Below are 23,336 nucleotides of genomic sequence, written 5' to 3' on the forward strand. Positions count from 1 at the left end.
CGCAAGGGCCCTCCCGGAACACACGCACCGCATGAACCCGCTCACCTTTACCTCGGGCAACCTCCTGGCCGACCGTCGGGCCGACTATGCCGAAATGCTTTTCGAAAATGGCGATTACAAAGCTGCCACCACGCTTCTGGGCGACGCGCTGCAGCTCGTGCCCGGGTGGGCGGCCGGACACTATCGCCATGGGGAGATGCTTGCTGAAGCCGGCGAAATCGCTGCTGCCGTGGAAGCCTGGCGCACGGTTCTGAGGCTCGACGGCAAAGACCGGCTTGGGGCAGCGCTGAAGCTGGAGCTGCACGGCGCACTGGATGGGCTCGGGGCCGTGCCTTCCGCCTTCGTCGAAACGCTGTTCGATCAGTACGCGGATACATTTGATACCACGCTGGTGGACAGGCTCAGCTATCGCGTGCCGCAATTGCTGGACGAGGCACTTCTGCGTGTCGGCCGAGAAAGCTTCGCCCATGCCGTTGATCTCGGTTGCGGCACCGGTCTGATGGGCGAGCGGTTGAGGGCCCGTGTGAGTTTTCTTGAGGGGATCGACATTTCCGCGGAAATGCTTAGGCGGGCAGAGGGCAAGCAGATCTACGACCGGCTGGCACGTGCGGATCTGTCAGCACTCGCCGATTTTCCGCGCGCAGCAGATCTCGTGACGGCGGCGGATGTGTTCATGTATCTGGGGGCACTTGAAAGGCTGTTTGCCGTGGCCGGTGCATCGCTCGCGCCGGGCACGCTGTTTGTCTTCTCGGTCGAGCATCACACGGGGCCTGAAGCAATGGTGCTGCGTGCCTCGCGCCGCTACGCCCATTCCGAACCACACCTGCGTGCGGTCCTTACCGAAGCCGGGTTCGACCCCGTGCTGCTCGAGAAGGCGACGATCCGGATGGACCGTGGAGAACCGATAGAAGGTCTGATCGTGGTCGCAGAACGGGTTGGCAACGAGACCCGGCCCGCCGATCCCGCCATCATCTCCCGCCGGAAAGAGCGGCCTCGGGCCCATTAGAGCGTTTCACCGTTTCATGGAAACGCCGCTCCGCTCTATCTGTTTGATTTCCTGCATTTGTGCTGGCGTCAGGTGATTCCACCTGACTGCAAAATGCTCTAGGCGGCTGAGCGTGTTTTCGGTCCGATGCTCAAAATGCGAAATGGGTTGGCCGGAGCAGAGCTTGAACCGGCCAACCCAGGACCAAGTTACTCGGCCTCGTCGGCTGAACCGGCGTTGAGCTGGCCGTATTTTTCGACGCCGATATTCTCAAGCAGTTCGAGCTGGGTTTCGAGATAGTCGATGTGGCCCTCCTCGTCTGCGAGAAGCTCTTCGAACAGCTTCATGGAGACGTAATCGCCTGCGGCGTGGCAGTCGTCGCGCGACTCCTTGTAGAGCTTGCGGGCGTCATGCTCGCCGGCGAGATCTGCCTCGAGGACTTCCTTGATGTTCTGGCCAATGCGAAGCGGTCCGACGACCTGCAGGTTGGGGTGGCCTTCGAGGAAGATGATGCGCTCGACCAGCTTGTCGGCGTGGTGCATCTCCTCGATGGATTCCTCGCGTTCCTTCTTGGCAAGCTTGGTGTAGCCCCAATCCTCAAGAAGGCGATAGTGCAGCCAGTACTGGTTGACCGCACCGAGTTCGTGGGTGAGCGCTTCGTTAAGCCGCTCGATAACCTTTTTGTCGCCTTTCATTGAACCTGCTCCCGTAGCGTTCGCGCAGGGCGCGAACCTGGTCTAGATATGTCACGACTTCAGCTCCCTCGCTTTGATCGTGACGCTGGTGGTACTCTTCCGTGACTCGGATGATCGTTTCCACCACATTTGGGAAGCAGCCGCAACACCGTCCGCGCTTGGACATCGTATGATAGACCTTGGCTGGCACGATAAGCTGCCATGGATCAGCATCCAGCATCGAGATGATCGTATCCTCGACCTCTTTCTGGGTGATCATGTTGCACTGACAGACGAGCATGGCGACGTCGGAAACTCCGTGGCTTTGCAAGGTCGGGCCCAGGTGCAGAACCAGAACCTTCAAGGCGGGAGTTTGTCGGAGGAAGAGCCCGGACCATCTCCATGTGTGCCGGCAGGTTCGACGGCATACAGGATGGCGGGCGACGACAGACGTCCTGCGATCGAAAGGGTTAAAGGCCCAGACATCATGGACGCATCGCGCGGATGCAGGATTATAGAAACCGCACGGCTGCGGTTCTGTCAATAAAAACCTGACAACTATATTCAGGGAAAGCTGCGACGCGATGGCGCGGGCCCTAACCCTCGTACTTTTCCAGGAATTCCTCTGCGTTCAGCGAGCGGAAATCGTTCAGTGCGGTGCGCAGCCTGTCATGGTTCCAGTCCCACCACGCAAGCGCCTGATAGCGCTCGGAGGTTTTGCGGTCGAAGCGTTCGCGGATCGGCCGGGCGGGAACGCCGCCGACAATCGTGTAGGGCGCGACGTCTTTCGACACCACCGCCCCGGCCCCGATCACCGCGCCATCGCCGATTGTGATGCCGGGCAGGATGGTGGAGCCGTGTCCGAGCCATGTGTCATGGCCGATCCGCACCATGTTTTCCCGCCGCCAGCCGAAGAAATCGCTGTCATGCTCCGCATCCGGCCAATAGTCGCCAGAGCGGTAGGTGAAATGGTGCAGGGTCGGGCGCCAGGTCGGGTGGTTCGTGGCGTTGATGCGCACGGCGGCGGCGATGTTGGAAAACTTGCCGATCTCGGCGCACCAGACGCTGCAATCCTGCGTCATGTAGGAGTAGTCGCCGACCACCGCTTCATGCACACGCGACCGCTCGCCGATTTCCGTGTAGCGGCCGAGTGTGGATGCGACGATTTCGGCGGAAGGGTGAACCGACGCCTTTTCGGAGAGCTGTTTCATGCCGCTTTCCTGCCCGGTGCGAAGTCGGTGACGTCGATGATGCGGTCGGCCACCACGTCGCGCACATCCTGATCGTGGAAGATGCCCAGAAGGGCGACGCCCGCCGTCTTCTTCTCGTCGATCATGGAAACAACGATCTCGCGGTTTGCCTTGTCGAGCGAGGCGGTCGGTTCATCGAGAAGCAGGACCGGATGATCGGTGATGAAGCCGCGGGCGATGTTCACGCGCTGCTGCTCGCCGCCGGAGAAGGTGGCGGGCGGCAGGTCCCACAGACGCTCCGGCAGGTTGAGGCGGGCAAGCAGCTTCTCGGCCCTGCCGCGCGCGGTTTCCAGAGCCTCACCGCGAGCGATGAGCGGCTCGGCCACCACATCGCGTGCGGAAACGCGCGGCACGGCGCGCAGGAACTGGCTGACATAGCCGATCGTGTCGCGGCGGATGGCGATGACGGTGCGCGGATCAGCGGTGGCGAGGTTCACCAGATTGCCGTCATGGGTGACGATCACCTGACCGCTGTCGATGGCGTAGCTGCCATAGATCATCTTGAGGATGGAACTCTTGCCGGCGCCCGAGGGGCCGCCAAGCACGGCGCATTCGCCGGCGGAGAGCGAGAAGGAGACATCGGCCACCACGGGTAGGCGAATGCCGCCCTGGAGATGCATGGTGAAGCTCTTGCAGACTTCGGAGACGACGAGTGGCGTTGCCATGGTTACACCTGCAGGATGGAGGAAACGAGAAGCTGGGTGTAGGGCGCCTGCGGATCGTCGAGCACCCGGTCGGTGAGGCCGCTTTCGACCACGTGACCGTCCTTCATGACGATCATGCGGTGGGAGAGAAGGCGGGCGACCGCAAGGTCGTGGGTGACGACGATGGCGGAGAGGCCCAGTTCGTGAACGAGCCCGCGTAGCAGATCGAGCAGGCGGGCCTGCACCGACACGTCGAGACCGCCGGTCGGCTCATCCATGAAGACGAGGCGCGGGCCGGTGACGAGGTTGCGGGCAATCTGGAGGCGCTGGCGCATGCCGCCGGAAAAGGCGCGTGGCTGGTCGTCGATGCGATCCTCTGAGATTTCCACGCGGCCAAGCCAGTCGGTTGCGCTGGCGCGGATGTCGCCATAGTGGCGCTGGCCCACGGCCATCAACCGCTCGCCGACATTGGCGCCGGCGGAGACCGTCATGCGCAGCCCGTCGGAGGGGTTCTGGTGCACGAAGCCCCAGTCGGTGCGCATCAGGAAGCGTCGCTCGGCCTCGCTCATGCGGTAGAGGTCGTGGAAGGCCCCGTAGCGCATGCGGTAGGACACGGTGCCGGAGGTCGGCAGGAGGCGGGTCGAGAGGCAGTTGAGCAAGGTGGTCTTGCCCGAGCCGGACTCGCCCACCACAGCCAGAACCTCGCCCGGCCACAGGTCGAAGGAGATATCGTTGCAGCCGATGCGGTTGCCGTAGAATTTCGAGATGGAGCGAACGCGAAGCAGCGGTTCGTCGGTCATTGGATTTCTCCGCGAATTTTCAAAAGTTTGCGCATCAGATGGTCGCAGCCTCTTCGCCGGACAGATGCCCGCGATGGCCACTAGCGCGGCGCGCCTCGCAATTGTCGGTGTCGGAGCAGACGAACATGCGCCCGCCGCGATCATCGAGAACCACTTCGTCGAGATAGACATTCGTGCCGCCGCACAGCGCGCAGGGCTCATCGAAGGTCTGGATCTCGAAGGGGTGATCCTCGAAATCGAGGCTTTCGACCCGCGTGTAGGGCGGCACGGCGTAGATACGCTTTTCGCGGCCTGCGCCGAAAAGCTGGAGCGCCTTCGACATGTGCATTTTCGGATTGTCGAATTTTGGCGTCGGCGACGGGTCCATCACATAGCGCCCCTCGACCTTGACCGGATAGGCGAAGGTGGTGGCGATGTGGCCGTGCTGGGCGATGTCCTCGTAGAGCTTCACATGCATGAGGCCGTATTCCTCAAGCGCGTGCATCTTGCGGGTTTCGGTCTCGCGCGGTTCGAGAAAGCGCAGCGGTTCCGGGATCGGCACCTGATAGACGAGCACCTGACCGGCCTTCAGCGGTTCCTCCGGTATGCGGTGGCGCGTCTGGATGATGGTGGCGTCGGCGGTGTGGGTGGTGACATCCACATTGGCGACCTTCTGGAAGAAGGCGCGGATGGAGACGGCATTGGTCGTGTCGTCCGCACCCTGGTCGATGACCTTGAGCACATCGTCGGTTCCGATCACTGATGCGGTGACCTGCACGCCGCCAGTGCCCCAGCCATAGGGCATCGGCATTTCGCGGCTGGCGAAGGGCACCTGATAGCCGGGAATGGCGATGGCCTTGAGGATCGCGCGGCGGATCATGCGCTTCGTCTGCTCGTCCAGATAGGCGAAATTGTACTGGGCGATGTTGTCGGTGTGGGCGTTCATTCAGCAGCCTCCCGGTGCTCGGTGTCTGCGCCCTCGCGGCGCTCCTCATATTCGCGGCGCATCTGGCGAACCAGACCGAGCTCGGCCTGAAAGTCGACATAGTGCGGCAGCTTCAGGTGCTCGACGAAGCCGGTCGCCTGCACGTTGTCGCAATGGGAAATGACGAACTCCTCGTCCTGCGCGGGCGCGGTGATATCCTCATCCAGTTCGTCCGCGCGCAGCGCCCGGTCGCACAGCGACATCGCCATGGCCTTGCGCTCCGACTGGCCGAACACCAGCCCGTAGCCGCGCGTGAACTGCGGCGGTACCTTTTTTGAACCCTTGAACTGGTTGACCATCTGGCACTCGGTGACGCGGATGCGGCCGAGCGTGAGCGGGAAGTCGAGCTCCGGCACGTCGATTTCCACCTCCACCTCGCCAATGCGGATCTCGCCGACAAAGGGGTGGTTGCGGCCATAACCGCGCTGGGTGGAATAGCCGAGCGCCAGAAGGAAGCCCTCGTCGCCGCGCGAGAGCGCCTGAAGGCGCTGATCGCGCTCCATGGGAAACTCCGGCGGCTCGCGAGTGATGTCGCCGGGCTCGCGGTCTTCCGGCAGCGAACCGTCTTTCTCGATCAGGCCCTGATTGGCCAGAATGTCGGACACGCGCGGCATGGGTTCTTCCGACTCGCTGCGCGCTTCGGGCGCAGCCGGTTCGGCATCCTCGGCCAGTTCCGGATCGAGCAGGCGGTGCGTGTAGTCGAAGGTGGGGCCGAGAAGCTGCCCACCGGGCAGATCCTTGTAGGTGGCGGAGACGCGCCGCTCGACCAGCATGGCCGCCGTGTCGACGGGGCGCGTATAGCCGAAGCGGGGCAGGGTGGTGCGGTAGGCGCGCAGGAGGAAGATCGCCTCGATCATGTCGCCGCGCGCCTGCTTGACCGCAAGGGACGCAAGACCCGTGTCGTAAAGCGAGCCTTCGGACATGACGCGGTCGACGGCGAGCGAAAGCTGGCTGGAGATCTGTTCGAGCGTGATGGCGGGCACATTGCGGTCGCCGCGGCGACGGTCGGCCAGAAGCCGATGCGCGTTCTGGATGGCGGCTTCGCCGCCCTTGACGGCTACATACATGGCTCAGGCCTCCTGACTGGTGATGCGGGTGGAACGGGGCAGGGCCGCGAGGCCCTCGCGGCTGACCAGGATCAGGTCGATCCCGCGTGGGAAACGGGCGTGGTTTTGCGCCCACTGTCGGGCGAAATGGCGCGGCAGCGGATGCGGCGCAAGGCGCGCTTCGCTCTCGATGCCGGGGCCCTGGAGCACCAGTTCCTCGCCGCCTGAAAGGTCGCTCACCTGAAGAACGAGCGTGGCCGAGCGGTCGGGATATTCCTGTGAGCCTTGAGCAAAATTCTCCAGCCCGATCAGGTGTTCCGGATCGGCGGAAAAGACGAAATGCGCATCGGCTGGCGTGTTGGCGATGGGCGCGCCGGTGTGGAAGGCGAGCCAGGCGCACACGGCATCGTCGTCCGCCAGAATCGGATCGAGCCAGATGGGCGTGTCCTGATCGCAAAGGGCCAGCGCAACGGCGGCAGCCTCCGGCGTCAGCGGTGCGGGCGGTCTTGCAAGCGCTACGCCCTTGTGGATCGTGCCGGGTTCGGCCATGGCCTGCATCACCGCGCGAAAGATCGTCTGGGCGTCGAAAACCGGGTTCTGGAAACCGCCCTCGATGGCGATGGAATCTAGCGTCATCAGTCCTCTCCGCGAACCATGGTGAAGAAATCGACCTTGGTCGCCGCCGTTTCGGCGCGACGGGTCGCGTCCGCTTCGATGCGGCGGGCGCGCAGCGGCGCGAGGATCTTTTCCTCGATGCGGGCTTCAAGGTCGGGTTTCTGGCGCAGCGCGTCGATGAGGGCGGCAACCCGCACCTTCATCTTCTCGCGGCCGAGCGCATAGGCATGGCCAACCTCGCCGCCGGGCAGCTTGACCGTGGCGCGCGTGACGGTGACTTCGCCGAAGTTGAACGGCGCGCCGCCGCCGCCCATCCGGCCGCGAACGGTCACGAGGCCGGTTTCAGGTCCGCGCAGCGTTTCAGCCTCGTCGGGCAGCCCGGCTTCGTTCCAGAGCCGCATCAGGTCGCTTCCATTGGCCATGGCGAGCACCGCCATCGCCTCGCGTCGCCGTTCGGTGACCGCCTGTCTTTCCTGTCGTGAGACCATGATGTCTCCTTCCTCGTTCGTTAATTTGTCTATTGTTCTAGACAACCAAACATATTATGGGTTTTGCCTAGCGGGTGTCCATGACGCGTTGATGACAAGGCCGGCAGGGGAAGCAGAAAAGTGGTGCAGGTGAAGAAAGCGGTGATCGAGCGGCGCAGCGGCGTTGCGCTCTGGCGGCAGATTGCCGACCGCATGCGGCGTGAGATTGGCGAAGCGGCACTTGGCGGCGATGGCCGCATGCCGCCCGAAACGGCGCTTGCGGAGCGTTTCGGCGTCAACCGGCATACGGTGCGCACGGCGATCGCCGCACTCGTGCAAGAGGGCGTGCTGCGGGCCGAGCAGGGGCGCGGCACCTTCGTGGAAGGGCGCAAGCGGCTGGCCTACCCCATTCGCAGCCGCACGCGCTTTTCCGAAGGGCTGGCCGGGCAGTCGCGCGGGCTGGCCGCCGATCTGCTCGACCACGCCACGGAGAATGCAGCAGCGGACGTGGCAAAGGCACTGCACCTTTCCCCCGGTGCGCCGGTGATCCGGCTTGAGACGCTTTCGCATGCCGATGGCAGGCCCGTGTCGCGCGCGCGAAGCTGGTTCGATGCTGAGCGCTTTGCGGGCATGGCCGAGGCCTTCGCACAGACACGCTCGATCACGGCTTCGTTTCGGGAACTCGGCCTTGCCGACTATCTGCGCCACAGCACCGTCGTAACGGCCAGACACGCGGAAGCGGGCGACCTGAAAGACCTGCGGCTTTCGCCCGGCGCAATCGTTCTCGTGACCATCGCCATCAATGTGGATACGCGAGGGAAGCCGGTGCACTACTCCGAGACCCGCTTTGCCGCCGACAGGATCGAACTGCATATTCCTGGTTCCGAAGCCCAATAGCCTTTCACCTGAAGCTCACCGTGAAGTGACCGTAGCGCGAGGTGGTTTGCGTTGATTTGCACCGCCTTAACGTGCTCTATCGCCGCGTGTTTCAACCACGGGCAACAATGGGGTTTCTCTTGCGCGCACTGCTTTTTTCGACGGCATTTCTGGCGATTGGCGCGGTTGCGGCCGCCGCCGACACCGCAAAGCCCGATCCCGCGAACTGGGATGCGGTTCTGGAGGATGCGCGTGGCGAAACGGTCTATTTCAACGCCTGGGGCGGCTCGCAGAACATCAACGACTACATCGGATGGGCAGGCGATGAACTGAAAGAACGCTTCGGCGTCACGCTCAAGCACGTAAAGCTTGAGGATACGGCAAGCGCCGTGGCCACGGTGGTGGCGGAGAAGGCCGCTGGCCGCGACGGAAATGGAACGGTCGATCTCATCTGGATCAATGGCGAGAATTTCGCCGCCATGAAAGAGCAGGCCCTGATCCTCTCGCCGGGCTGGGCCGAAAAACTGCCGAACTGGACCTTTGTGGATGTCGAGAACAAGCCGACGATCCGCACCGACTTCACTGTGCCGGTGGAAGGGCTTGAGAGCCCATGGGGCATGGCGAAACTCGTCTTCTTCTACGACACCGCGCGCACCAGTGTGGAAGATCTGCCGCAGGATGCCGACGGACTTTTGAAGTGGGCGCAGGAAAACCCCGGCCGCTTCTCCTATCCGCAGCCACCGGATTTCATCGGCTCGTCCTTCCTGAAACAGGTTCTGGCCGAGACGATCGCCGATCCCTCCCTGCTGCTCGAACCCGTGGAAGAGGCGCGCTTTGACGACGTGACGAAGCCGCTGTTCGATTTTCTCGACGCGTTGAACCCGGTCATGTGGCGCTCCGGCCGTGCCTATCCTCAAAACTACCCGGCGATGAAGCAGCTTCTCGCCGATTCCGAGCTCGACATCATCTTCGCGTTCAATCCGGCTGAGGCCTCAAGCGCCATCGCCAATGGCGAATTGCCGGGCACGGTGCGGTCCTTCACTTTTCCCGGCGGAACGCTGGCCAACACCCACTTCCTCACCATTCCCTACAACGCCTCGGCAAAGGCGGGCGCGCTGGTGGCTGCCAATTTCCTGATGTCGCCGGAGGCGCAGGCCCGCAAGCAGGATCCCGCCATCTGGGGCGATCCCACCGTTCTGGCGCTCGACAAGCTGAACGAGGAAGATCGCGCCCGCTTCGATGCCATCGATCTCGGCGTCGCAACGCTGCGGCCCGACGAACTCGGCCCCGCGCTGGACGAGCCGCACCCAAGCTGGATGGAGCGCATCGAAACCGAGTGGAAGCGGCGCTATGGGGTTGGCAATTAGCCAAGGCATGGGACCAGCCTGATGCTGACGCGCCTCGGTCCCATGCTCGCCATCGGGCTTCTGACCGCCCCGGTCGCGTTCGGGCTGGCCGGCACGGTGTTGCCGGCCTTCGGCTATCTGCCGGCGCTGGGCGGTATGGAGTTCGGGCTTGCGCCCTTCGCCATGCTGTTTGCCGAACCGGCGATCCTCATGTCGGCGCTGATGAGCCTTGTGACCGGGCTCGTCACCGCCGCCATTTCCCTGACAGCGGTGATGCTGTTCACCGCCGCATGGGGCGGCACACGGCTTTTCGCGCGCATCCAGCATCTGATTTCGCCGTTGCTTTCCCTGCCGCACGCGGCCAGCGCCTTCGCACTCGCTTTCCTTATAGCGCCCTCAGGCATGATCGCGCGGTTGATCTCGCCGGAGCTGACCGGTTGGGAGCGCCCGCCCGATCTGCTGATCGTGCACGATCCGCTCGGCCTGTCGATGATGGCGGGGCTGATCGTGAAGGAAATTCCGTTCCTGCTTCTCGTCACGCTGGCCGCACTGCCGCAGGTGAAGCCGGCGCGCACGCGGGCGCTCATCGCATCGATGGGCTATGGACGCATCTCCGGTTTCGTGTTCGGCCTCTGGCCGTCGATCTACCCGCAGATCCGACTGCCGGTTTTCGCGGTCATCGCCTTTGCCACATCGGTGGTCGATGTGGCCGCCATTCTTGGCCCGACCACGCCGGCGCCGCTGGCCGTGCGGCTGGTCAACTGGATGAACGATCCCGACCTTTCCAGGCGCTTTCTGGCATCGGCCGGCGCAATGTTGCAACTGGGCGTCACGGCGGCTGCGATCCTGATCTGGATCGGCTTCGAAAAACTGGGCGCACGCCTGCGCGACCGGATGGCTTGCGCGGGAAAACGTCTTCGGCGCGACCATGTCCTGCGCTGGGGGGCGCTTGCCGTCATGCTGGCTTCTGCCGGTGCTATCTTTACTGGCCTGATGGCGCTCGGTCTTTGGTCGGTGGCGGGCCTCTGGCAATATCCCGACCTTCTGCCCGCGCGCTTCGATCTGCGCAACTGGATGCGGGTTATGCCCAATCTGGTGGAGCCGTTGACGACCACGCTCTTCGTGGCGTTCGTTTCCACGCTGATTGCGGTGGCAATCGCCATATTGTGTTTCGTGCGGGAGGATGAGACCGGGAGCCCGGCGCGGGGCACGCTTGCACTTCTCTATCTGCCGTTGCTGGTGCCGCAGGTGGCGTTCCTGTTCGGGCTCCAGCTCCTGTTCATCTTGACGGATGTGGAGGCCACGCTGGCGGCGCTGGTGTTCACCCATCTCGTCTTCGTGTTGCCCTATGCCTGGCTCAGCCTCAAAGATCCCTGGCGCGCCTTCGACCGGCGGTACGATCAGATCGCGGCGGGGCTCGGCAAGGGACCGGTGCAGCGCTTCTTCCATATCCGCCTGCCCATGCTGGCGCGGCCGCTTCTCGCCGTTGCGGCCATCGGCTTCTCGGTGTCGGTGGGGCTCTATCTGCCCACGCTGCTGATTGGTGCGGGGCGGCTGACGACAATCACCACGGAGGCGGTGGCGCTCGCTTCCGGTGGCAATCGCCGCGTGATCGGCATCTATGCCTTCATCCAAATGGTCTTGCCGGCGGCGGGCTTTGCCGTTGCCACCATCGTACCGGCGCTGATATTCCGCCGTTATCGCGACATGCATGTTTGAATGGAAACGGGACTTGATGGACGCCGGGCTTTTCATCGACGGGGTGACGATTGCGCTGGAAGAGCGCGAGATCGTTTCGCTGACAAAACGGGTTGCACCCGGCGGGGTGCTGACGGTCATGGGGCCGTCGGGCGCGGGAAAATCCACGCTGCTCGCCTATATTGGCGGGTTTCTCGATCCGGTGTTTTCGGCGCGCGGCAGGGTTTTCGTCGATGGAACCGAGGTGACGGCGCTGAAGCCCGAAGACCGGCATGTGGGCGTGCTTTTTCAGGATCCGCTTCTGTTTCCGCATATGAGCGTGGGCGGCAATCTGATGTTCGCGCTGCCGGAGGCGGTGCGTGGCCGCGCGGCGCGGGCGGAGCGTGTCGCACAGGCGCTTGAGGGCGTGGGCCTTGCGGGGCTTGAGGCGCGCGATCCGGCAACGCTTTCCGGCGGGCAGAAGGCGCGGGTGGCGCTGGCGCGCGTGCTGGCCTCCTCACCACGCGCCCTGCTTCTGGACGAGCCCTTTTCCAAGCTCGATGCGGAACTGCGCGCGCAGACCCGCGAACTGGTTTTCTCCAAGGCGCGCGAAAACGGATTGCCGGTGCTTCTCGTGACGCATGACGCGGCCGACGCCGAAGCCGCCAGCGGCGACATCGTGCGGATTGGCGAATGACGGGAATGCCAAAACTTCCCGACCTGCCGGTAACGGAAGTGCTGCCGGCGCTGAGCGCGGCGCTGGAGACGCAGGGAAAGGCCGTGCTGGTCGCGCCGCCGGGAGCGGGCAAGACAACGCTCGCGCCGCTGGCGCTTTTGGAGGCCGAGTGGGCCTCGCAGGGGCGCATCGTTCTTCTGGAGCCGCGCCGGCTGGCCGCGCGCGCCGCGGCCCGGCGCATGGCGGCGATCCTTGGCGAGGAGCCGGGCGAGACGGTCGGCTACGCCATGCGCATGGAGCGGAAGGTCTCCGACAGAACCCGCATTCTCGTGGTGACAGAAGGTGTTCTCGCGCGCATGATCGTCGATGATCCGGAGCTTTCCGGCATCGCGGCGGTGCTGTTTGACGAGTTTCACGAACGCTCGCTCGATGGCGATTTCGCGCTGGCGCTGGCGCTCGATGCGCAGGCCGCATTGCGGCTGGACCTGCGGCTTCTGGTGATGTCGGCTACGCTCGATGGCGCGCGTGTGGCGGCGCTTCTTGGCGATACGCCGGTGATCGAGAGCGAGGGGCGCAGCTTTCCCGTCGAGCTGCGCCATGGGGAACGGCCCGCCGGCGAGGCCATCGAGGACACGATGGCGCGTGCGGTGCGCACGGTTCTGGCGGAGGAGGAGGGCAGCGTGCTCGCCTTCCTGCCCGGTCAGCGCGAGATCGAGCGAACGGCGGAGCGTCTTGCCGAACGGCTGCCCGCCGATGTGGACATCACGCCGCTTTATGGCGGTCTCGACGGACGGGCGCAGGATGCGGCCATCCGCCCGGCGGATGCGGGGCGGCGCAAGGTGGTTCTGGCGACGGCCATTGCGGAAACCTCGGTCACCATTGACGGTGTGCGCGTGGTGATCGACAGCGGCCTGTCGCGGCTGCCGAAATTCGAGCCCTCGACGGGTTTGACGCGGCTTGAAACGGTTCGCGTTTCGCGCGCTTCCGCCGATCAGCGGGCGGGCCGCGCGGGGCGCACCGCGCCGGGCATCGCGCTGCGGCTCTGGCGGGCGGAACAGACGGCGGCGCTGGCCGCCTTCACGCCGCCGGAAATTCTGGAGGCGGATCTGTCGGGCCTGTTGCTCGACTGCGCTGCCTTCGGCGTGAGCGACCCGGCTTCTCTTTCCTTTCTCGACGCGCCGCCGGCTCCGGCGGTTGCCGAGGCGCGCAGCCTCTTGCAGCGGCTTGAGGCGCTGGACGAGGCGGGCCGGCTGACGGCGGCGGGCGAGGCGATGCGCAGGCTCGCCCTGCCAGTGCGGCTGGCGCATATGGTGGCGCGTGCGGCGGAAGACGGTCACGCGCTCGCCGCAGCCGAACTTGCCGTTCTCCTTTCGGAGCGTGGGCTGGGTGGCCGGTCCGCCGATCTGGACGACCGGTTGCAGCGCTTCCGCAGGGAGCGGGGCGCGCGGGCGGAACAGGCGCGCCGGCTGGCCGCGCGGCTTGCCAAATCTGCCGGTGGTGAACGCGCTGGCGATGCGCCGCATGCGGGCGCTCTGCTCATCCATGCCTGGCCCGACCGCGTTGCGAAGGCGCGGGGCGCGCATGGGCATTTCGTCATGGTGAATGGTCGTGGCGGCGTGCTGGCCCCGGAGGAGCGGCTTGCCGGCAGCGCCTTTCTGGTGGTCGCCGATCTTCAGGGGCGCGCGCAGAACGCGCGCATCGCCTCGGCGGCGGCGATTGACGAGGAAGAGATCGTGGCCGCGCTCGGGCATCTGATCGAGGAGGTCACGGAGACGCGCTTTGACCGGGGCGCGGGCACGCTCAGGCAGCGGCGGGTGCGCCGGCTGGGCGCTCTGGTGCTGGCCGAGCAAGTTCTGCCGCCGCCATCGGGTGCCGCCGCCGACCGCGGGGTGATCGACGCCGTGCGGGCGCACGGGCTGTCGCTTCTGCCATGGGACAGGGAGGCGAAGGCGCTCCGGGGCAAGCTTGCCTGGCTCCACGCGGCGAAGGGCGATCCATGGCCGGACATGTCTGACGAGGCGCTTCTCGAAGGGCTCGATGACTGGCTTCTGCCCTTTCTCACCGGCGAGGCGTCGCTTTCCAGACTGGCGCCGCACATCCTGCGCGAGGGGTTGACCGCGCTGGTGCCGCACGAATTTCAAAGGCGCATCGGTAAGATGGCGCCCAGTCACTACGATGCGCCTTCGGGCAGCCATGTGCCCATTCGCTATGAGGCGGAGGGGCCGGTTCTGGCGATCCGCGTGCAGGAGCTTTTCGGCCTGACCGAACACCCGACGGTCGCCGATGGCATTCCGCTCAAGCTGGAGCTTCTGTCGCCGGCGCACCGGCCAATCCAGACCACGCGGGACCTGCCGGGCTTTTGGGCCGGATCATGGGCGGATGTGCGCGCAGACATGCGTGGGCGCTACCCCAAGCATGTCTGGCCGGAAGATCCGGCGAACGCAGCCGCGACACATCGCGCCAAACCGCGCAAAAAATAGTTCTTGGAGTGCGGGCGGACTTCCCTCATAACCCCGCAATGCTTGAGGATATCAGGGCACACGATCCGAACCACGGCCTGCGGCTCAACACGCTGATCAAGTTGCGCTGGCTGGCGATCATCGGCCAGAGCGCAGCGGTGATCGTCGTCGCTTTCGGACTCGATTTCCCACTGCCTGTGGGCCTGTGTTTCGCGCTGATCGCCGCCTCCGCATGGCTCAATGTGCATCTGGCCATCCGCTATTCGGCGGCGCACCGCCTCGCGCCGCTTGCCTCTCTCGGCATTCTCACATTCGATGCGTTTCAGCTTGCCGGCCTGCTCTACATGACGGGCGGCCTCACCAACCCGTTCTCGCTTTTGATGACGGTGCCCGTGGTGATTTCGGCCACATCGCTGCCGCTGCGCTGGACTGCGCTTCTGGGCTTTCTGGTGGTGGCGCTGACAACGGCGCTCGCCGTGTTCCACCGCCCGCTTCCCTGGTTCCCGGGCACGGAACTGGTGATGCCGCTGATCTACATCATCGGCGTGTGGATCGCCGTGGTGTCGAGCATCGCGTTTACCGGGGTCTACGCCTACCGGGTGGCGAAGGAGGCGCGGCTTCTGGCCAACGCTCTCGCCGCCACCGAACTGGTGCTGCAGCGCGAGCAGCACATCTCGGCGCTTGACGGTCTCGCGGCCGCCGCCGCGCACGAGCTTGGAACGCCGCTCGCCACCATCGCACTGGTGGCGCGTGAGATGGAGCGCGCGCTCGGCAAGGACGAGCGCTTCAGCGAGGATGTGACGCTGCTGCGAACGCAGAGCGAGCGCTGCCGGGAAATCCTGCGCCAGCTGACCAGCTTGTCATCGGAGGGCGAGGCGCATATGGCGCGTCAGCCCTTCACGTCGCTGATCGAGGAAACGGCAGCACCACACCGTGATTTCGGCATCGATATCCGCCTGGAGCCGGGCACGACAGAGGGTCCGGAGCCGGTGGGGAGACGCAACCCGGGCGTGATCTACGGGCTCGGAAATCTGGTCGAGAACGCGGTCGACTTCGCCAAAGAGAGCGTGACGATCCGCTGGCACTGGGATGCGGATACGGTCGGGCTCCTGGTTGTCGATGACGGAAACGGCTTTCCGGCCGAGATCCTTGATCGGATCGGGGAGCCCTATATGTCGAAGCGCTCTTCCGGTGGCAGCAGTGGCGGCGGGCTTGGGCTGGGGCTTTTTATTGCCAAGACGCTGCTTGAGCGTTCCGGCGCTCAGATCCGCTTCGGCAATCTCGCCGAGAAGGGCAAGGGCGCCTATGCAGAGGTTATCTGGCAGCGCTCGATTTTCGTGGTGCCTGACGACAATCTGGAATCAGGCGAAAAGAGTCCTAAATTGGAAAGCTGACAGATTTAGGTTAGAAAGATTCTAGGAAGAGTAACGTGCTGAACGTGCTGGATATGACAAGCAACACCGAGGAAGACCCGGCAGCAGTCCTGGGTGAAGACCGCTCCCTTCTCATCGTTGACGATGACAAGCCGTTTCTGACGCGTCTGGCGCGGGCGATGGAAAGCCGTGGCTTCACGGTGGAAACGGCCGAGAGCGTGGAAGAAGCCGTGGCGCGGGCCAGGGCGACCCCGCCGGCTTTTGCCGTGGTTGATATGCGCCTTGCCGACGGCAACGGCCTCGACGTGGTGGCCACGATCCGCGAAAAGCGCAAGGATTCCCGTACGATTATTCTGACCGGCTACGGCAACATCGCCACCGCGGTGACCGCGGTGAAGCTCGGCGCGGTCGATTACCTGGCAAAGCCCGCCGATGCCGACGACATCTACGCGGCACTCACCCGGCAGTCCGGGGAGAAGGTTGCACCCCCGGAAAATCCCATGTCCGCCGACCGCGTGCGCTGGGAGCATATCCAGCGGGTCTACGAGATGTGCGACCGCAACGTTTCGGAAACGGCGCGCCGGCTGAACATGCATCGGCGCACCCTGCAGCGCATCCTTGCCAAGCGCGCGCCCCGCTGATCACCACAGCGAGGCTCACGGTGCGCATCGGGCTCAATCGGCGGATTGAAGCGACCGGCGGCAAGTATCGGTTTATGGACAAGCTCCATAACCAGCGGTAAAACAGGAAGACAGGTATTTTTTCCTGTTTCGAGATTCCGGAAGGATGAGTCGCGTGCTCTCGCACGACAAGGTTTGGGCAGCCATAGACGCACTGGCTGTGCGTCACTCGCTTTCCGCCTCCGGTCTGGCCCGGAAGGCAGGCCTGGATTCGACTGCCTTCAACAAATCCAAACGGCTTTCGGCGGATGGCCGCCCGCGCTGGCCCTCGACAGAATCCCTTTCAAAGATCATGGATGCAACCGGCACCACGCTCTGGGAGTTTGTGGCGCTCCTGCAGAATGACGGCAAGCCGGCTGAACCCTATGAGCAGCCTTCATCCAGCGTTCCGCTGATCGGTTTTGCCCAGGCAGGCGCCGGCGGGTTCTTTGACGATGCGGGTTTTCCGCTCGGAGAAGGATGGGAGCACGTCGACCTGCCTGGACCGGCACATGAAGGGGCCTATGCGCTGCAGGTTCAGGGCGAATCCATGATGCCGCTCTACCGTGACGGCGACACGCTGATCGTGGACCCTACCGCGCGCCTGCGGCGCGGAGACCGTGTGGTGGTCAAGACGGCGGGTGGCGAAGTCATGGCAAAGGTTCTTCTGCGGCAGACGAGCCGGCAGGTGGAGCTGCTTTCCCTCAATCCCGAACATCCCAATCGTTTGCTGGAAAAAACGCAGATGGAGTGGATGGCGCGCATCATCTGGGCGAGCCAGTGATGGCGGGGCGATATCGTTGTCGGTCCCTGTTTCTGGCCTGTGCAGCGATCCTCGCATCGTCCGGCTTCAGCCCCATGGAGGCACAGGAGAGGCGGCAACCCCGCGTCATCGCACCGGAACTCGTCGCGCCGCCACCCATTGACGCCACGGGATTGAAACGTGCCGATCCGCGCACGCCGCTCAGCGAGCTTGGGGCACCAGCTCCTGAGCCCAGGCCCCTGGACACGCTCTACTACCGGCCGATGGCAATTGCCGCCGGTATGTTCGAATCCGAAGGCCGCACCATAACCGTTGACGGTATCCGCATCATTGCGCCGGATCAGGTCTGCGATGCCAGTGACGGTGGCGTGTGGCCCTGCGGCAAGCGCGCGCGCACCGCGTTTCGCTACTGGCTGCGCGGGCGCGCCGTGGAGTGTCACGTTGAAGGAGCGGGTGAGGACGCCGCTGCGGAGGAAGAAAGCGACAGGCCGATGCGCTGTTCGCTTGCGGGCTATGACGTCGGCACGTGGCTGGTGGAGAATGGCTGGGCGCTTGCCGAGACTGGAGGTCCCTACGCCGAAAAGTCCCGGGCGGCCCGCAATGCCGGCAAAGGCATATTCAGTGGCGGGCCGTCCGGTTCGTAGAGCATTTTGCAGTCAGGTGGAATCACCTGACGTCAGCACAAATTCAGGAAGTCAGACAGATAGAACGGAGCAGCGTTTCCGTGAAACGGTGAACCGCTCCAGAGCATTTTGCAGTCAGGTGGAATCACCTGACGTCAGCACAAATGCGGAAAGACAGACAGTTAGAGTGGAGCATCGTTTCCGTGCAACGGTGCTCCGCTCTAACGAAAGCCTGAGTTCTTTTGCCTCAGAGTTCGCCGTTCAGCGCGGCGGTGATTAAGCCGCGTGTTTCGGCGATGCCGTAAAGGGCGGCGAACGAGCCGAAGCGGGGGCCGCGTTCCTGGCCCAGAAGCACCTGGTAGAGCATCTGGAAGAAGGCAACCGAAACGCCCGGTCCGCCATTGGGGCTCTTGCGCTTGTGGTCCTGATAGCGCTCGATGCCGCGTGCCACATCCAGAATGGCGTTCTGGATCGCTTCGCCATCGGCATCCGCCGGCAGCGCGCCAAGAGCCTTGTTGATGCCGGCAAGTGCTTCGCGCTCGATCTCGTCGGGTGCGCGGAAGGCCTTGGACGGCTTCACGAAATCCTCGAAGTAACGCAGCGCATAGCCGGTGAGGCGGTCGAGTTCGGGATGCGTCTGCGGCGTGACGCCGGGCGCATAACGCGAAATGAAGCCCCACAGAACATCCGTGTTCTGTGCGTTGGAGGCGCTGACCAGATTGAGCAGAAGCGCAAACGGCACCGGCAATTCGATAGCTGGCGGCGTGCCGTCATGGATGTGCCAGACGGGATTGCCGAGACGGTTCTTCCAGTCCTGACGATCATAGGCCGACAGGAAGGTGTAATACTCGTCCACCGCACGCGGGATCACGTCGAAATAGAGCTTCTTGGCCGCCTTCGGCTTCTGGAACATATAGAGCGAAAGGCTCTCGGTCGGCGCATAGGCCAGCCACTCGTCGATGGTCAGGCCGTTGCCCTTGGACTTGGAGATCTTCTGGCCGTTCTCATCCAGGAACAGTTCGTAGTTGAACCCTTCCGGCGGCTCCTTGCCGAGTGCTGCGCAGATCTGCGCCGCCAGCTTGACGCTGTCGATCAGGTCCTTGCCGGACATTTCATAGTCGACGCCAAGGGCCGCCCAGCGCATGGCCCAGTCGGGCTTCCACTGCAGCTTGCAGTGTCCGCCGGTCACGGGCGTCTCGAACAATTCGCCGCTCTCGGGATCGCGCCAGACAATGCTGCCGGCATCCACCTTGCGCTCTTCCAGCGGAACCTGCATCACCACGCCCGTTTTCGGGTGGATGGGCAGGAAGGGCGAATAGGTCTGCGCGCGCTCTTCGCGCAGCGACGGCAGCATGATGTCCATCACCGCGTCATAGCGCTCGAGCATGGTCAGCAGCATCTCGTCGAAGCGGCCGGCGGCATAGTATTCGGTCGAGGAAGCGAACTCGTAGTCGAAGCCGAACCGGTCGAGGAACGCCCGAAGCCGTGCATTGTTGGCCGCCCCGAAGGACGGGTACTCGTTGGAGAACGGGTCCGGCACTTTCGTCAGCGGCTTGCCCAGATGCGTGCGCAGCATCTCCTTGTTGGGCACATTGTCCGGCACCTTGCGCAGGCCGTCCATATCGTCGGAGAAGCACAGGATCTTCGTCTTGATCCTGTCCTCGGTGAGCACGCGAAAAGCGTGCCTTACCATGGAGGTGCGGGCCACCTCGCCGAACGTGCCGATATGCGGCAGGCCCGAGGGGCCGTAGCCCGTCTCGAAGAGCACGGTGTCGGGGAAACCGCCTTCGTAGCGTTTGACGATCTTGCGCGCCTCTTCGAAGGGCCAGGCCTTGCTCTCGGCTGCGGCCTCCATCACATCGGGCGTCAATTCAAGCGCGTCTCGGCTTGCCGTCGTCATGTCGCTTTCCAGAATTATGTTTCGATCAAGGGCCAAGCCTGTAAGGCGGCTCAGCCGGTGCGTCAATCGAAGCGACGATTTTTCATTGCGGCATGACGCCCGGCTACCTACTTTCGGGCTCCAGTATTTTACCAGCGGAGAACGTAATGGCTGAGCCGACCGCCCACGAAGCCCTGATCTACCTGATGGTCGTCATGTCGGCCGCCGACCGGGATATGACCGACGCGGAGCTCGCTATTATAGGCGACACGATCCGTTCCTGGCCGGTGTTTCGCGAGTTCGACGACAACCGCATCATCGAAGTGGCGCGTCAGTGCCAGCAGATCCTCCAGGAAGACAGCGGGCTTGAACGCATCCTGAATGCCGTGCGCGACACCGTGCCGGCGAAATTGCACGACACGGCCTATGCGCTGGCAGTCGAGGTCGCTGCAGCCGACATGCATGTGGAGCCGGAAGAAAAACGCATGCTGCACATCGTGCGCAGCCGGCTGCATCTGGAACCGCTCGTGGCTGCCGCAATCGAGCGGACGGTTCAGGCCCGTAAGCGTACTCTTGCCTGACCGGTTGTTCGGTCAAGCGCATGTGACTGGCGTTTGAACGGGGTAGCGGAATAATGACGGCATGACCTCGTTTCTGCTCTCCGAAGCGGCCATCCGTCTCTTCGCATTCATCGGCATATTTGCGGGCATGGCGCTCTACGAGCTCTGGTCGCCGCGCCTGGAACGACCGGAAATGACCGGCGCACTGAAATCGCGCCGGTGGTTCGCCAACCTTTCCATGGTTCTCATTTCATCGGTGATGCTCAGGGTGGTCTTTCCGGCCGCTGCCGTGGGGGCCGCCCTTTGGGCGGAAGCATCGGATTGGGGCTTTTTCAATGCGCTGCGCATCGATCCGCTTCTTGCGGGGCTGATCTCGTTTGTCGTGCTCGATTTCGCGGTCTGGCTCGAACATGTGGCAAGCCACAAAATCCCGCTTCTCTGGCGCATCCACCGCATGCACCACGCCGACAACGGCTTCGACGTGACGACGGGGCTGCGGTTCCATCCGTTCGAAATCCTCCTTTCGATGGTCTGGAAGGCGGCAGTCGTCGTCGCTCTGGGCGCACCTGTTCTGTCCGTGCTCCTGTTCGAGATCGTCCTCAACGGAACGTCCATGTTCAACCATTCGAATGTGAAAATTCCGCTTGGCCTTGATCGCGTGCTTCGGTTTTTTGTGGTCACCCCGGACATGCATCGCGTCCATCACTCCACCATCAGGCGGGAGACGGATTCCAACTACGGTTTCAATTTTTCATTCTGGGACCGTCTGTTCGGCACCTATATTGCCCAACCGAAACTCGGGCATGAAGATATGAATATCGGGCTGTCCGCCTACCGCGGGTCATTCACGGCGCGGCTTTTATGGATGCTTGCCCTGCCGTTTCGCACATTGCGGCGGGATCAGTAGAAATCGACCGGAAAATAGCGCAGATAAATGTCGGTGAAGCGGCCACTGACGTCGATGCTCTGAAGAGCGAAATCGATGGCCTCGGCGAGCTGCGGCATGTCATTGGGCACTGCGATTGCCAGTCCCTGCCCCAGATACTCCGGCGCGAGATAGGGGCCGCCGGAAAAGGCGCAGCAATCGTCGGAGGCCTGGCCGGCGAGCCAGAAGCTCAGCTTCACGCCGTCGCCGAAGATGCCGTCGAGCCTGCCGGATTTCAAATCTTCATAGAGCCAGTCACGCCTACCGTAGACGACGCTCTGGGCATTCGGAAAGAGGTCGCGCAACAGCACCTCATGCGCGGACGCACCAATGACGCCGATGCGTTTGCCGGCAGTGGAATCGTGAAGCGGTTCCGATAGTGTCGCCTGCCTGCGCGTTACGAGGCGTGCGGGAAAACGCATATAGGGGCGTGAAAACAGATAACGCTCCCGGTTCTCGGCGGTGATCGCCAGGCCCGCGATGATTGCCTCGCCCTGCTTGCTTTCGATGGCTGTGTCGAGTTCGTCCCAGGGTAGCGCCTGCACCTGGCACCGCTCCATCATGTCGAGTTCGTCGCAGATCTGCCGGGCCAGGTCGATATGAACGCCACTCAGCCGGTTGTCGGCGTCCAGATAGCTGAATGGAAAGAAATCGACGGTGGTCAGGAAGCGTAGCCTCGGCAGTGCGGAAAGGTCCGGTTTCGCTTGCCGCTGCTTGGGCTCGGAAAAGCCGGGAGGAGCCGGTTGCTGCGCGATGGCGAGATGCGCAGGTAGTAAGAAGAAAAGAGCGGCCACTATGTGAAAAGAGCGGAAATTCATGGCTATTTCCATATAGCCGGCAAATAAATATTAATTTTCTTTTGAACAGGGTTTTGTAGGTTATTTAATATCATTGTTATCATCTTTTGTCCGATGGATGTATAGTGGCGGATAAGCGCGTAGATTTTGCGTGGCGGCATAGAATGTCGGCGGGGATGAATACATATGTTCGATTTTGGAAAGACGCGGGCCATTATTCAGCAGATTCAAAAGGCCCGAAGCCCTTTGGCGATCTGTAATACACTGGTCTCGTTCACCGGGAATTACGGTCTTCATGCCGTCTGCGCAGGCACACTTCCCGCAAAGGGCAGTACACCGGGCGATCAGGTCGGGCATCTGGTTCTCAGTAGTTGGCCGGCGGAGTGGATCGACCGATATGTTTCGTGCAACTACATCTTTCATGACCCCATCGTAAACCATGCCCGCCAGAGCGGAAGTGCCATTCTGTGGCGCGATATTCTGAAAGCGCAAAAGGGCTCCTGCAAAACCTCAAAATTGCTGAGCGAAGCACGGGAATTCAGGCTCGTGGACGGAATAGCCATGTCGTTCACAACGCTTGAGGGGCTCCAGATCGTCATGTCGTTCGCCGGCGAGCAGGTCGAACTCTCCCCAAGCGATCTTGATGTTGTGTCGTTTGTCTCTTCATACGCAATTGGCCATGCGCTGAGCCTGCGCGGGGATGACAGGTTTGATCAACTTGAAGCTCTTGAAAAAGAGTGTTTGCAACTCTCCGCGCGCGGGCGCTCTGTACCGGAAATCGCCGAGACACTTGCCTTGTCGGAAAAGGAGGTGAGCGTCCATCTGGAACAGGCGAAGCGGAAACTCGGCCCTGGTCACACACTTTATCGGCAGGGTGGGGAACCGCGCCTTACACCGCGGGAGAAGGAATGCCTGCAATGGGCGGCATTGGGAAAATCAGAATGGGAGGTTTCGCAGATTCTCGGCATATCCGAGCATACGGCAGAGAAACATCTCCTCAATGCAAAGACAAAGCTGGGAGCGTCAAATCGCGTTCACGCCGTTGCTGAAGCCATTCGATGCGGTGTCTTTGAGTGAAGTGGTGCCTCAAGAAGAGGGTAGTTTCAGTCTTGATTCGCATGGAAGTTGCGAAAGGTGGGATAGTGTGATGCTATAGTTGAAATATTGCGGGGGGATGGGGAATCATGAAATGTAAATTCCAGTTTAGGCGCACGCTGTGGTTTTATGGGTTCTGGAATTTTTCAAAAATTTCTTCCAGAGAGTTTTCTTTTGTCAATA

General features: G+C 63.0%; 24 protein-coding genes. 13 read left to right on the forward strand and 11 right to left on the reverse strand.

The genetic code is table 11. The annotated features are described in order from the left end of the window. Positions 1 to 31 precede the first annotated feature (31 nt). The gene (locus BLW55_RS14265) at positions 32 to 1,006 is read left to right on the forward strand and encodes a class I SAM-dependent methyltransferase (protein WP_090329239.1); all 975 of its coding nucleotides are present in this window, start codon (positions 32 to 34) and stop codon (positions 1,004 to 1,006) included. A gap of 188 nt (positions 1,007 to 1,194) precedes the next feature. Here the strand turns inward: BLW55_RS14265 and bfr are convergent, their stop codons facing one another. The 9 genes from bfr to phnG all read right to left on the reverse strand — a co-directional run bounded on the left by bfr (position 1,195) and on the right by phnG (position 7,466). Next, entirely contained in the window at positions 1,195 to 1,680 is a 486-nt protein-coding gene (gene bfr / locus BLW55_RS14270; RefSeq protein WP_007010512.1) for a bacterioferritin, read from the reverse strand. Next, entirely contained in the window at positions 1,646 to 1,960 is a 315-nt protein-coding gene (locus BLW55_RS14275) for a (2Fe-2S)-binding protein (RefSeq protein ID WP_081487800.1), read from the reverse strand. The genes bfr and BLW55_RS14275 overlap by 35 nt, the downstream gene beginning before the upstream one ends. 295 nt (positions 1,961 to 2,255) lie before the next feature. After that, positions 2,256 to 2,870 (reverse strand): DapH/DapD/GlmU-related protein, encoded by a 615-nt coding sequence (locus tag BLW55_RS14280; protein WP_007010514.1) that lies wholly within the window; start codon positions 2,868 to 2,870, stop codon positions 2,256 to 2,258. After that, the gene (phnL, locus tag BLW55_RS14285) at positions 2,867 to 3,574 is read right to left on the reverse strand and encodes a phosphonate C-P lyase system protein PhnL (RefSeq protein ID WP_007010515.1); all 708 of its coding nucleotides are present in this window, start codon (positions 3,572 to 3,574) and stop codon (positions 2,867 to 2,869) included. The genes BLW55_RS14280 and phnL overlap by 4 nt, the downstream gene beginning before the upstream one ends. 2 nt (positions 3,575 to 3,576) lie before the next feature. After that, positions 3,577 to 4,353: a phosphonate C-P lyase system protein PhnK gene (gene phnK, locus BLW55_RS14290; protein ID WP_025029986.1), complete on the reverse strand. Its 777-nt coding sequence runs from the start codon at positions 4,351 to 4,353 to the stop codon at positions 3,577 to 3,579. Positions 4,354 to 4,387: 34 nt separating this feature from the next. Beyond that, the gene (locus BLW55_RS14295; RefSeq protein ID WP_007010517.1) at positions 4,388 to 5,278 is read right to left on the reverse strand and encodes an alpha-D-ribose 1-methylphosphonate 5-phosphate C-P-lyase PhnJ; all 891 of its coding nucleotides are present in this window, start codon (positions 5,276 to 5,278) and stop codon (positions 4,388 to 4,390) included. Next, positions 5,275 to 6,384, reverse strand: coding sequence for a carbon-phosphorus lyase complex subunit (locus BLW55_RS14300; protein ID WP_090329240.1), 1,110 nt, complete (start codon positions 6,382 to 6,384; stop codon positions 5,275 to 5,277). Before BLW55_RS14300 ends, BLW55_RS14295 begins: the two co-directional genes overlap by 4 nt. 3 nt (positions 6,385 to 6,387) lie before the next feature. Continuing rightward, positions 6,388 to 6,999, reverse strand: coding sequence for a phosphonate C-P lyase system protein PhnH (phnH, locus tag BLW55_RS14305; RefSeq protein WP_090329241.1), 612 nt, complete (start codon positions 6,997 to 6,999; stop codon positions 6,388 to 6,390). After that, positions 6,999 to 7,466 (reverse strand): phosphonate C-P lyase system protein PhnG, encoded by a 468-nt coding sequence (gene phnG, locus BLW55_RS14310; protein ID WP_052017451.1) that lies wholly within the window; start codon positions 7,464 to 7,466, stop codon positions 6,999 to 7,001. The genes phnH and phnG overlap by 1 nt, the downstream gene beginning before the upstream one ends. 123 nt (positions 7,467 to 7,589) lie before the next feature. Between phnG and phnF the strand changes: the two genes are divergently transcribed. The 9 genes from phnF (at position 7,590) to BLW55_RS14355 (ending at position 17,918) form a co-directional block, all read left to right on the forward strand. Then, on the forward strand, positions 7,590 to 8,342 hold the full coding sequence (phnF, locus tag BLW55_RS14315) for a phosphonate metabolism transcriptional regulator PhnF (RefSeq protein ID WP_090329242.1): 753 nt from the start codon (positions 7,590 to 7,592) through the stop codon (positions 8,340 to 8,342). A gap of 107 nt (positions 8,343 to 8,449) precedes the next feature. Continuing rightward, positions 8,450 to 9,688 (forward strand): ABC transporter substrate-binding protein, encoded by a 1,239-nt coding sequence (locus tag BLW55_RS14320; RefSeq protein WP_090329243.1) that lies wholly within the window; start codon positions 8,450 to 8,452, stop codon positions 9,686 to 9,688. Between the two features lie 21 nt (positions 9,689 to 9,709). After that, positions 9,710 to 11,386 (forward strand): ABC transporter permease, encoded by a 1,677-nt coding sequence (locus tag BLW55_RS14325; RefSeq protein ID WP_090329244.1) that lies wholly within the window; start codon positions 9,710 to 9,712, stop codon positions 11,384 to 11,386. 16 nt (positions 11,387 to 11,402) lie between these two features. After that, positions 11,403 to 12,041: an ATP-binding cassette domain-containing protein gene (locus BLW55_RS14330; protein ID WP_244509076.1), complete on the forward strand. Its 639-nt coding sequence runs from the start codon at positions 11,403 to 11,405 to the stop codon at positions 12,039 to 12,041. Next, positions 12,038 to 14,500, forward strand: a complete 2,463-nt coding sequence (gene hrpB, locus BLW55_RS14335; protein WP_177175084.1) for an ATP-dependent helicase HrpB — start codon at positions 12,038 to 12,040, stop codon at positions 14,498 to 14,500. Before BLW55_RS14330 ends, hrpB begins: the two co-directional genes overlap by 4 nt. 38 nt (positions 14,501 to 14,538) lie before the next feature. Continuing rightward, positions 14,539 to 15,873: an ActS/PrrB/RegB family redox-sensitive histidine kinase gene (locus BLW55_RS14340; RefSeq protein WP_090329247.1), complete on the forward strand. Its 1,335-nt coding sequence runs from the start codon at positions 14,539 to 14,541 to the stop codon at positions 15,871 to 15,873. Between the two features lie 53 nt (positions 15,874 to 15,926). Beyond that, entirely contained in the window at positions 15,927 to 16,493 is a 567-nt protein-coding gene (locus tag BLW55_RS14345; RefSeq protein WP_007010527.1) for an ActR/PrrA/RegA family redox response regulator transcription factor, read from the forward strand. Between the two features lie 154 nt (positions 16,494 to 16,647). Continuing rightward, positions 16,648 to 17,295 carry a S24 family peptidase gene (locus BLW55_RS14350; protein ID WP_007010528.1) on the forward strand — a complete coding sequence of 216 codons (648 nt, stop codon included), beginning with the start codon at positions 16,648 to 16,650 and terminating at the stop codon, positions 17,293 to 17,295. After that, positions 17,295 to 17,918, forward strand: coding sequence for a thermonuclease family protein (locus BLW55_RS14355; protein ID WP_244509077.1), 624 nt, complete (start codon positions 17,295 to 17,297; stop codon positions 17,916 to 17,918). Before BLW55_RS14350 ends, BLW55_RS14355 begins: the two co-directional genes overlap by 1 nt. 226 nt (positions 17,919 to 18,144) lie before the next feature. Here BLW55_RS14355 and BLW55_RS14360 read toward each other — a convergent pair whose 3' ends face one another. Next, entirely contained in the window at positions 18,145 to 19,797 is a 1,653-nt protein-coding gene (locus BLW55_RS14360; RefSeq protein WP_090329249.1) for a lysine--tRNA ligase, read from the reverse strand. A gap of 146 nt (positions 19,798 to 19,943) precedes the next feature. Here BLW55_RS14360 and BLW55_RS14365 point away from each other — a divergent pair, with 146 nt between their 5' ends. Both BLW55_RS14365 and BLW55_RS14370 read left to right on the forward strand, forming a co-directional pair. Next, entirely contained in the window at positions 19,944 to 20,357 is a 414-nt protein-coding gene (locus BLW55_RS14365; protein WP_007007660.1) for a tellurite resistance TerB family protein, read from the forward strand. Positions 20,358 to 20,418: 61 nt separating this feature from the next. Then, complete coding sequence (locus BLW55_RS14370; RefSeq protein ID WP_090329250.1) at positions 20,419 to 21,243, forward strand: sterol desaturase family protein; 825 nt, start codon at positions 20,419 to 20,421, stop codon at positions 21,241 to 21,243. On the opposite strand, the gene BLW55_RS14375 is transcribed toward BLW55_RS14370, so the two are convergent. Then, a complete protein-coding gene (locus BLW55_RS14375) occupies positions 21,237 to 22,079 on the reverse strand; it encodes a transporter substrate-binding domain-containing protein (RefSeq protein ID WP_090330006.1) in 843 nt (280 codons plus the stop codon). The genes BLW55_RS14370 and BLW55_RS14375 overlap by 7 nt on opposite strands. 165 nt (positions 22,080 to 22,244) lie before the next feature. Between BLW55_RS14375 and BLW55_RS14380 the strand changes: the two genes are divergently transcribed. Then, on the forward strand, positions 22,245 to 23,135 hold the full coding sequence (locus tag BLW55_RS14380; RefSeq protein WP_090329251.1) for a helix-turn-helix transcriptional regulator: 891 nt from the start codon (positions 22,245 to 22,247) through the stop codon (positions 23,133 to 23,135). Positions 23,136 to 23,336 lie beyond the last annotated feature (201 nt).

The organism is Nitratireductor aquibiodomus, from assembly GCF_900105565.1.
Taxonomy (GTDB): Bacteria; Pseudomonadota; Alphaproteobacteria; order Rhizobiales; family Rhizobiaceae; genus Nitratireductor; species Nitratireductor aquibiodomus.

Coding starts and splice junctions, on each gene's coding strand:
- BLW55_RS14265 (WP_090329239.1), top strand. CDS start 32: ATGAACCCGCTCACCTTTACCTCGGGCAACCTCCTGGCCGACCGTCGG.
- bfr (WP_007010512.1), bottom strand. CDS start 1,680: ATGAAAGGCGACAAAAAGGTTATCGAGCGGCTTAACGAAGCGCTCACC.
- BLW55_RS14275 (WP_081487800.1), bottom strand. CDS start 1,960: ATGCTCGTCTGTCAGTGCAACATGATCACCCAGAAAGAGGTCGAGGAT.
- BLW55_RS14280 (WP_007010514.1), bottom strand. CDS start 2,870: ATGAAACAGCTCTCCGAAAAGGCGTCGGTTCACCCTTCCGCCGAAATC.
- phnL (WP_007010515.1), bottom strand. CDS start 3,574: ATGGCAACGCCACTCGTCGTCTCCGAAGTCTGCAAGAGCTTCACCATG.
- phnK (WP_025029986.1), bottom strand. CDS start 4,353: ATGACCGACGAACCGCTGCTTCGCGTTCGCTCCATCTCGAAATTCTAC.
- BLW55_RS14295 (WP_007010517.1), bottom strand. CDS start 5,278: ATGAACGCCCACACCGACAACATCGCCCAGTACAATTTCGCCTATCTG.
- BLW55_RS14300 (WP_090329240.1), bottom strand. CDS start 6,384: ATGTATGTAGCCGTCAAGGGCGGCGAAGCCGCCATCCAGAACGCGCAT.
- phnH (WP_090329241.1), bottom strand. CDS start 6,999: ATGACGCTAGATTCCATCGCCATCGAGGGCGGTTTCCAGAACCCGGTT.
- phnG (WP_052017451.1), bottom strand. CDS start 7,466: ATGGTCTCACGACAGGAAAGACAGGCGGTCACCGAACGGCGACGCGAG.
- BLW55_RS14320 (WP_090329243.1), top strand. CDS start 8,450: ATGGGGTTTCTCTTGCGCGCACTGCTTTTTTCGACGGCATTTCTGGCG.
- BLW55_RS14325 (WP_090329244.1), top strand. CDS start 9,710: ATGCTGACGCGCCTCGGTCCCATGCTCGCCATCGGGCTTCTGACCGCC.
- BLW55_RS14330 (WP_244509076.1), top strand. CDS start 11,403: ATGGACGCCGGGCTTTTCATCGACGGGGTGACGATTGCGCTGGAAGAG.
- hrpB (WP_177175084.1), top strand. CDS start 12,038: ATGACGGGAATGCCAAAACTTCCCGACCTGCCGGTAACGGAAGTGCTG.
- BLW55_RS14340 (WP_090329247.1), top strand. CDS start 14,539: ATGCTTGAGGATATCAGGGCACACGATCCGAACCACGGCCTGCGGCTC.
- BLW55_RS14345 (WP_007010527.1), top strand. CDS start 15,927: ATGACAAGCAACACCGAGGAAGACCCGGCAGCAGTCCTGGGTGAAGAC.
- BLW55_RS14355 (WP_244509077.1), top strand. CDS start 17,295: ATGGCGGGGCGATATCGTTGTCGGTCCCTGTTTCTGGCCTGTGCAGCG.
- BLW55_RS14360 (WP_090329249.1), bottom strand. CDS start 19,797: ATGACGACGGCAAGCCGAGACGCGCTTGAATTGACGCCCGATGTGATG.
- BLW55_RS14365 (WP_007007660.1), top strand. CDS start 19,944: ATGGCTGAGCCGACCGCCCACGAAGCCCTGATCTACCTGATGGTCGTC.
- BLW55_RS14370 (WP_090329250.1), top strand. CDS start 20,419: ATGACCTCGTTTCTGCTCTCCGAAGCGGCCATCCGTCTCTTCGCATTC.
- BLW55_RS14375 (WP_090330006.1), bottom strand. CDS start 22,079: ATGAATTTCCGCTCTTTTCACATAGTGGCCGCTCTTTTCTTCTTACTA.
- BLW55_RS14380 (WP_090329251.1), top strand. CDS start 22,245: ATGTTCGATTTTGGAAAGACGCGGGCCATTATTCAGCAGATTCAAAAG.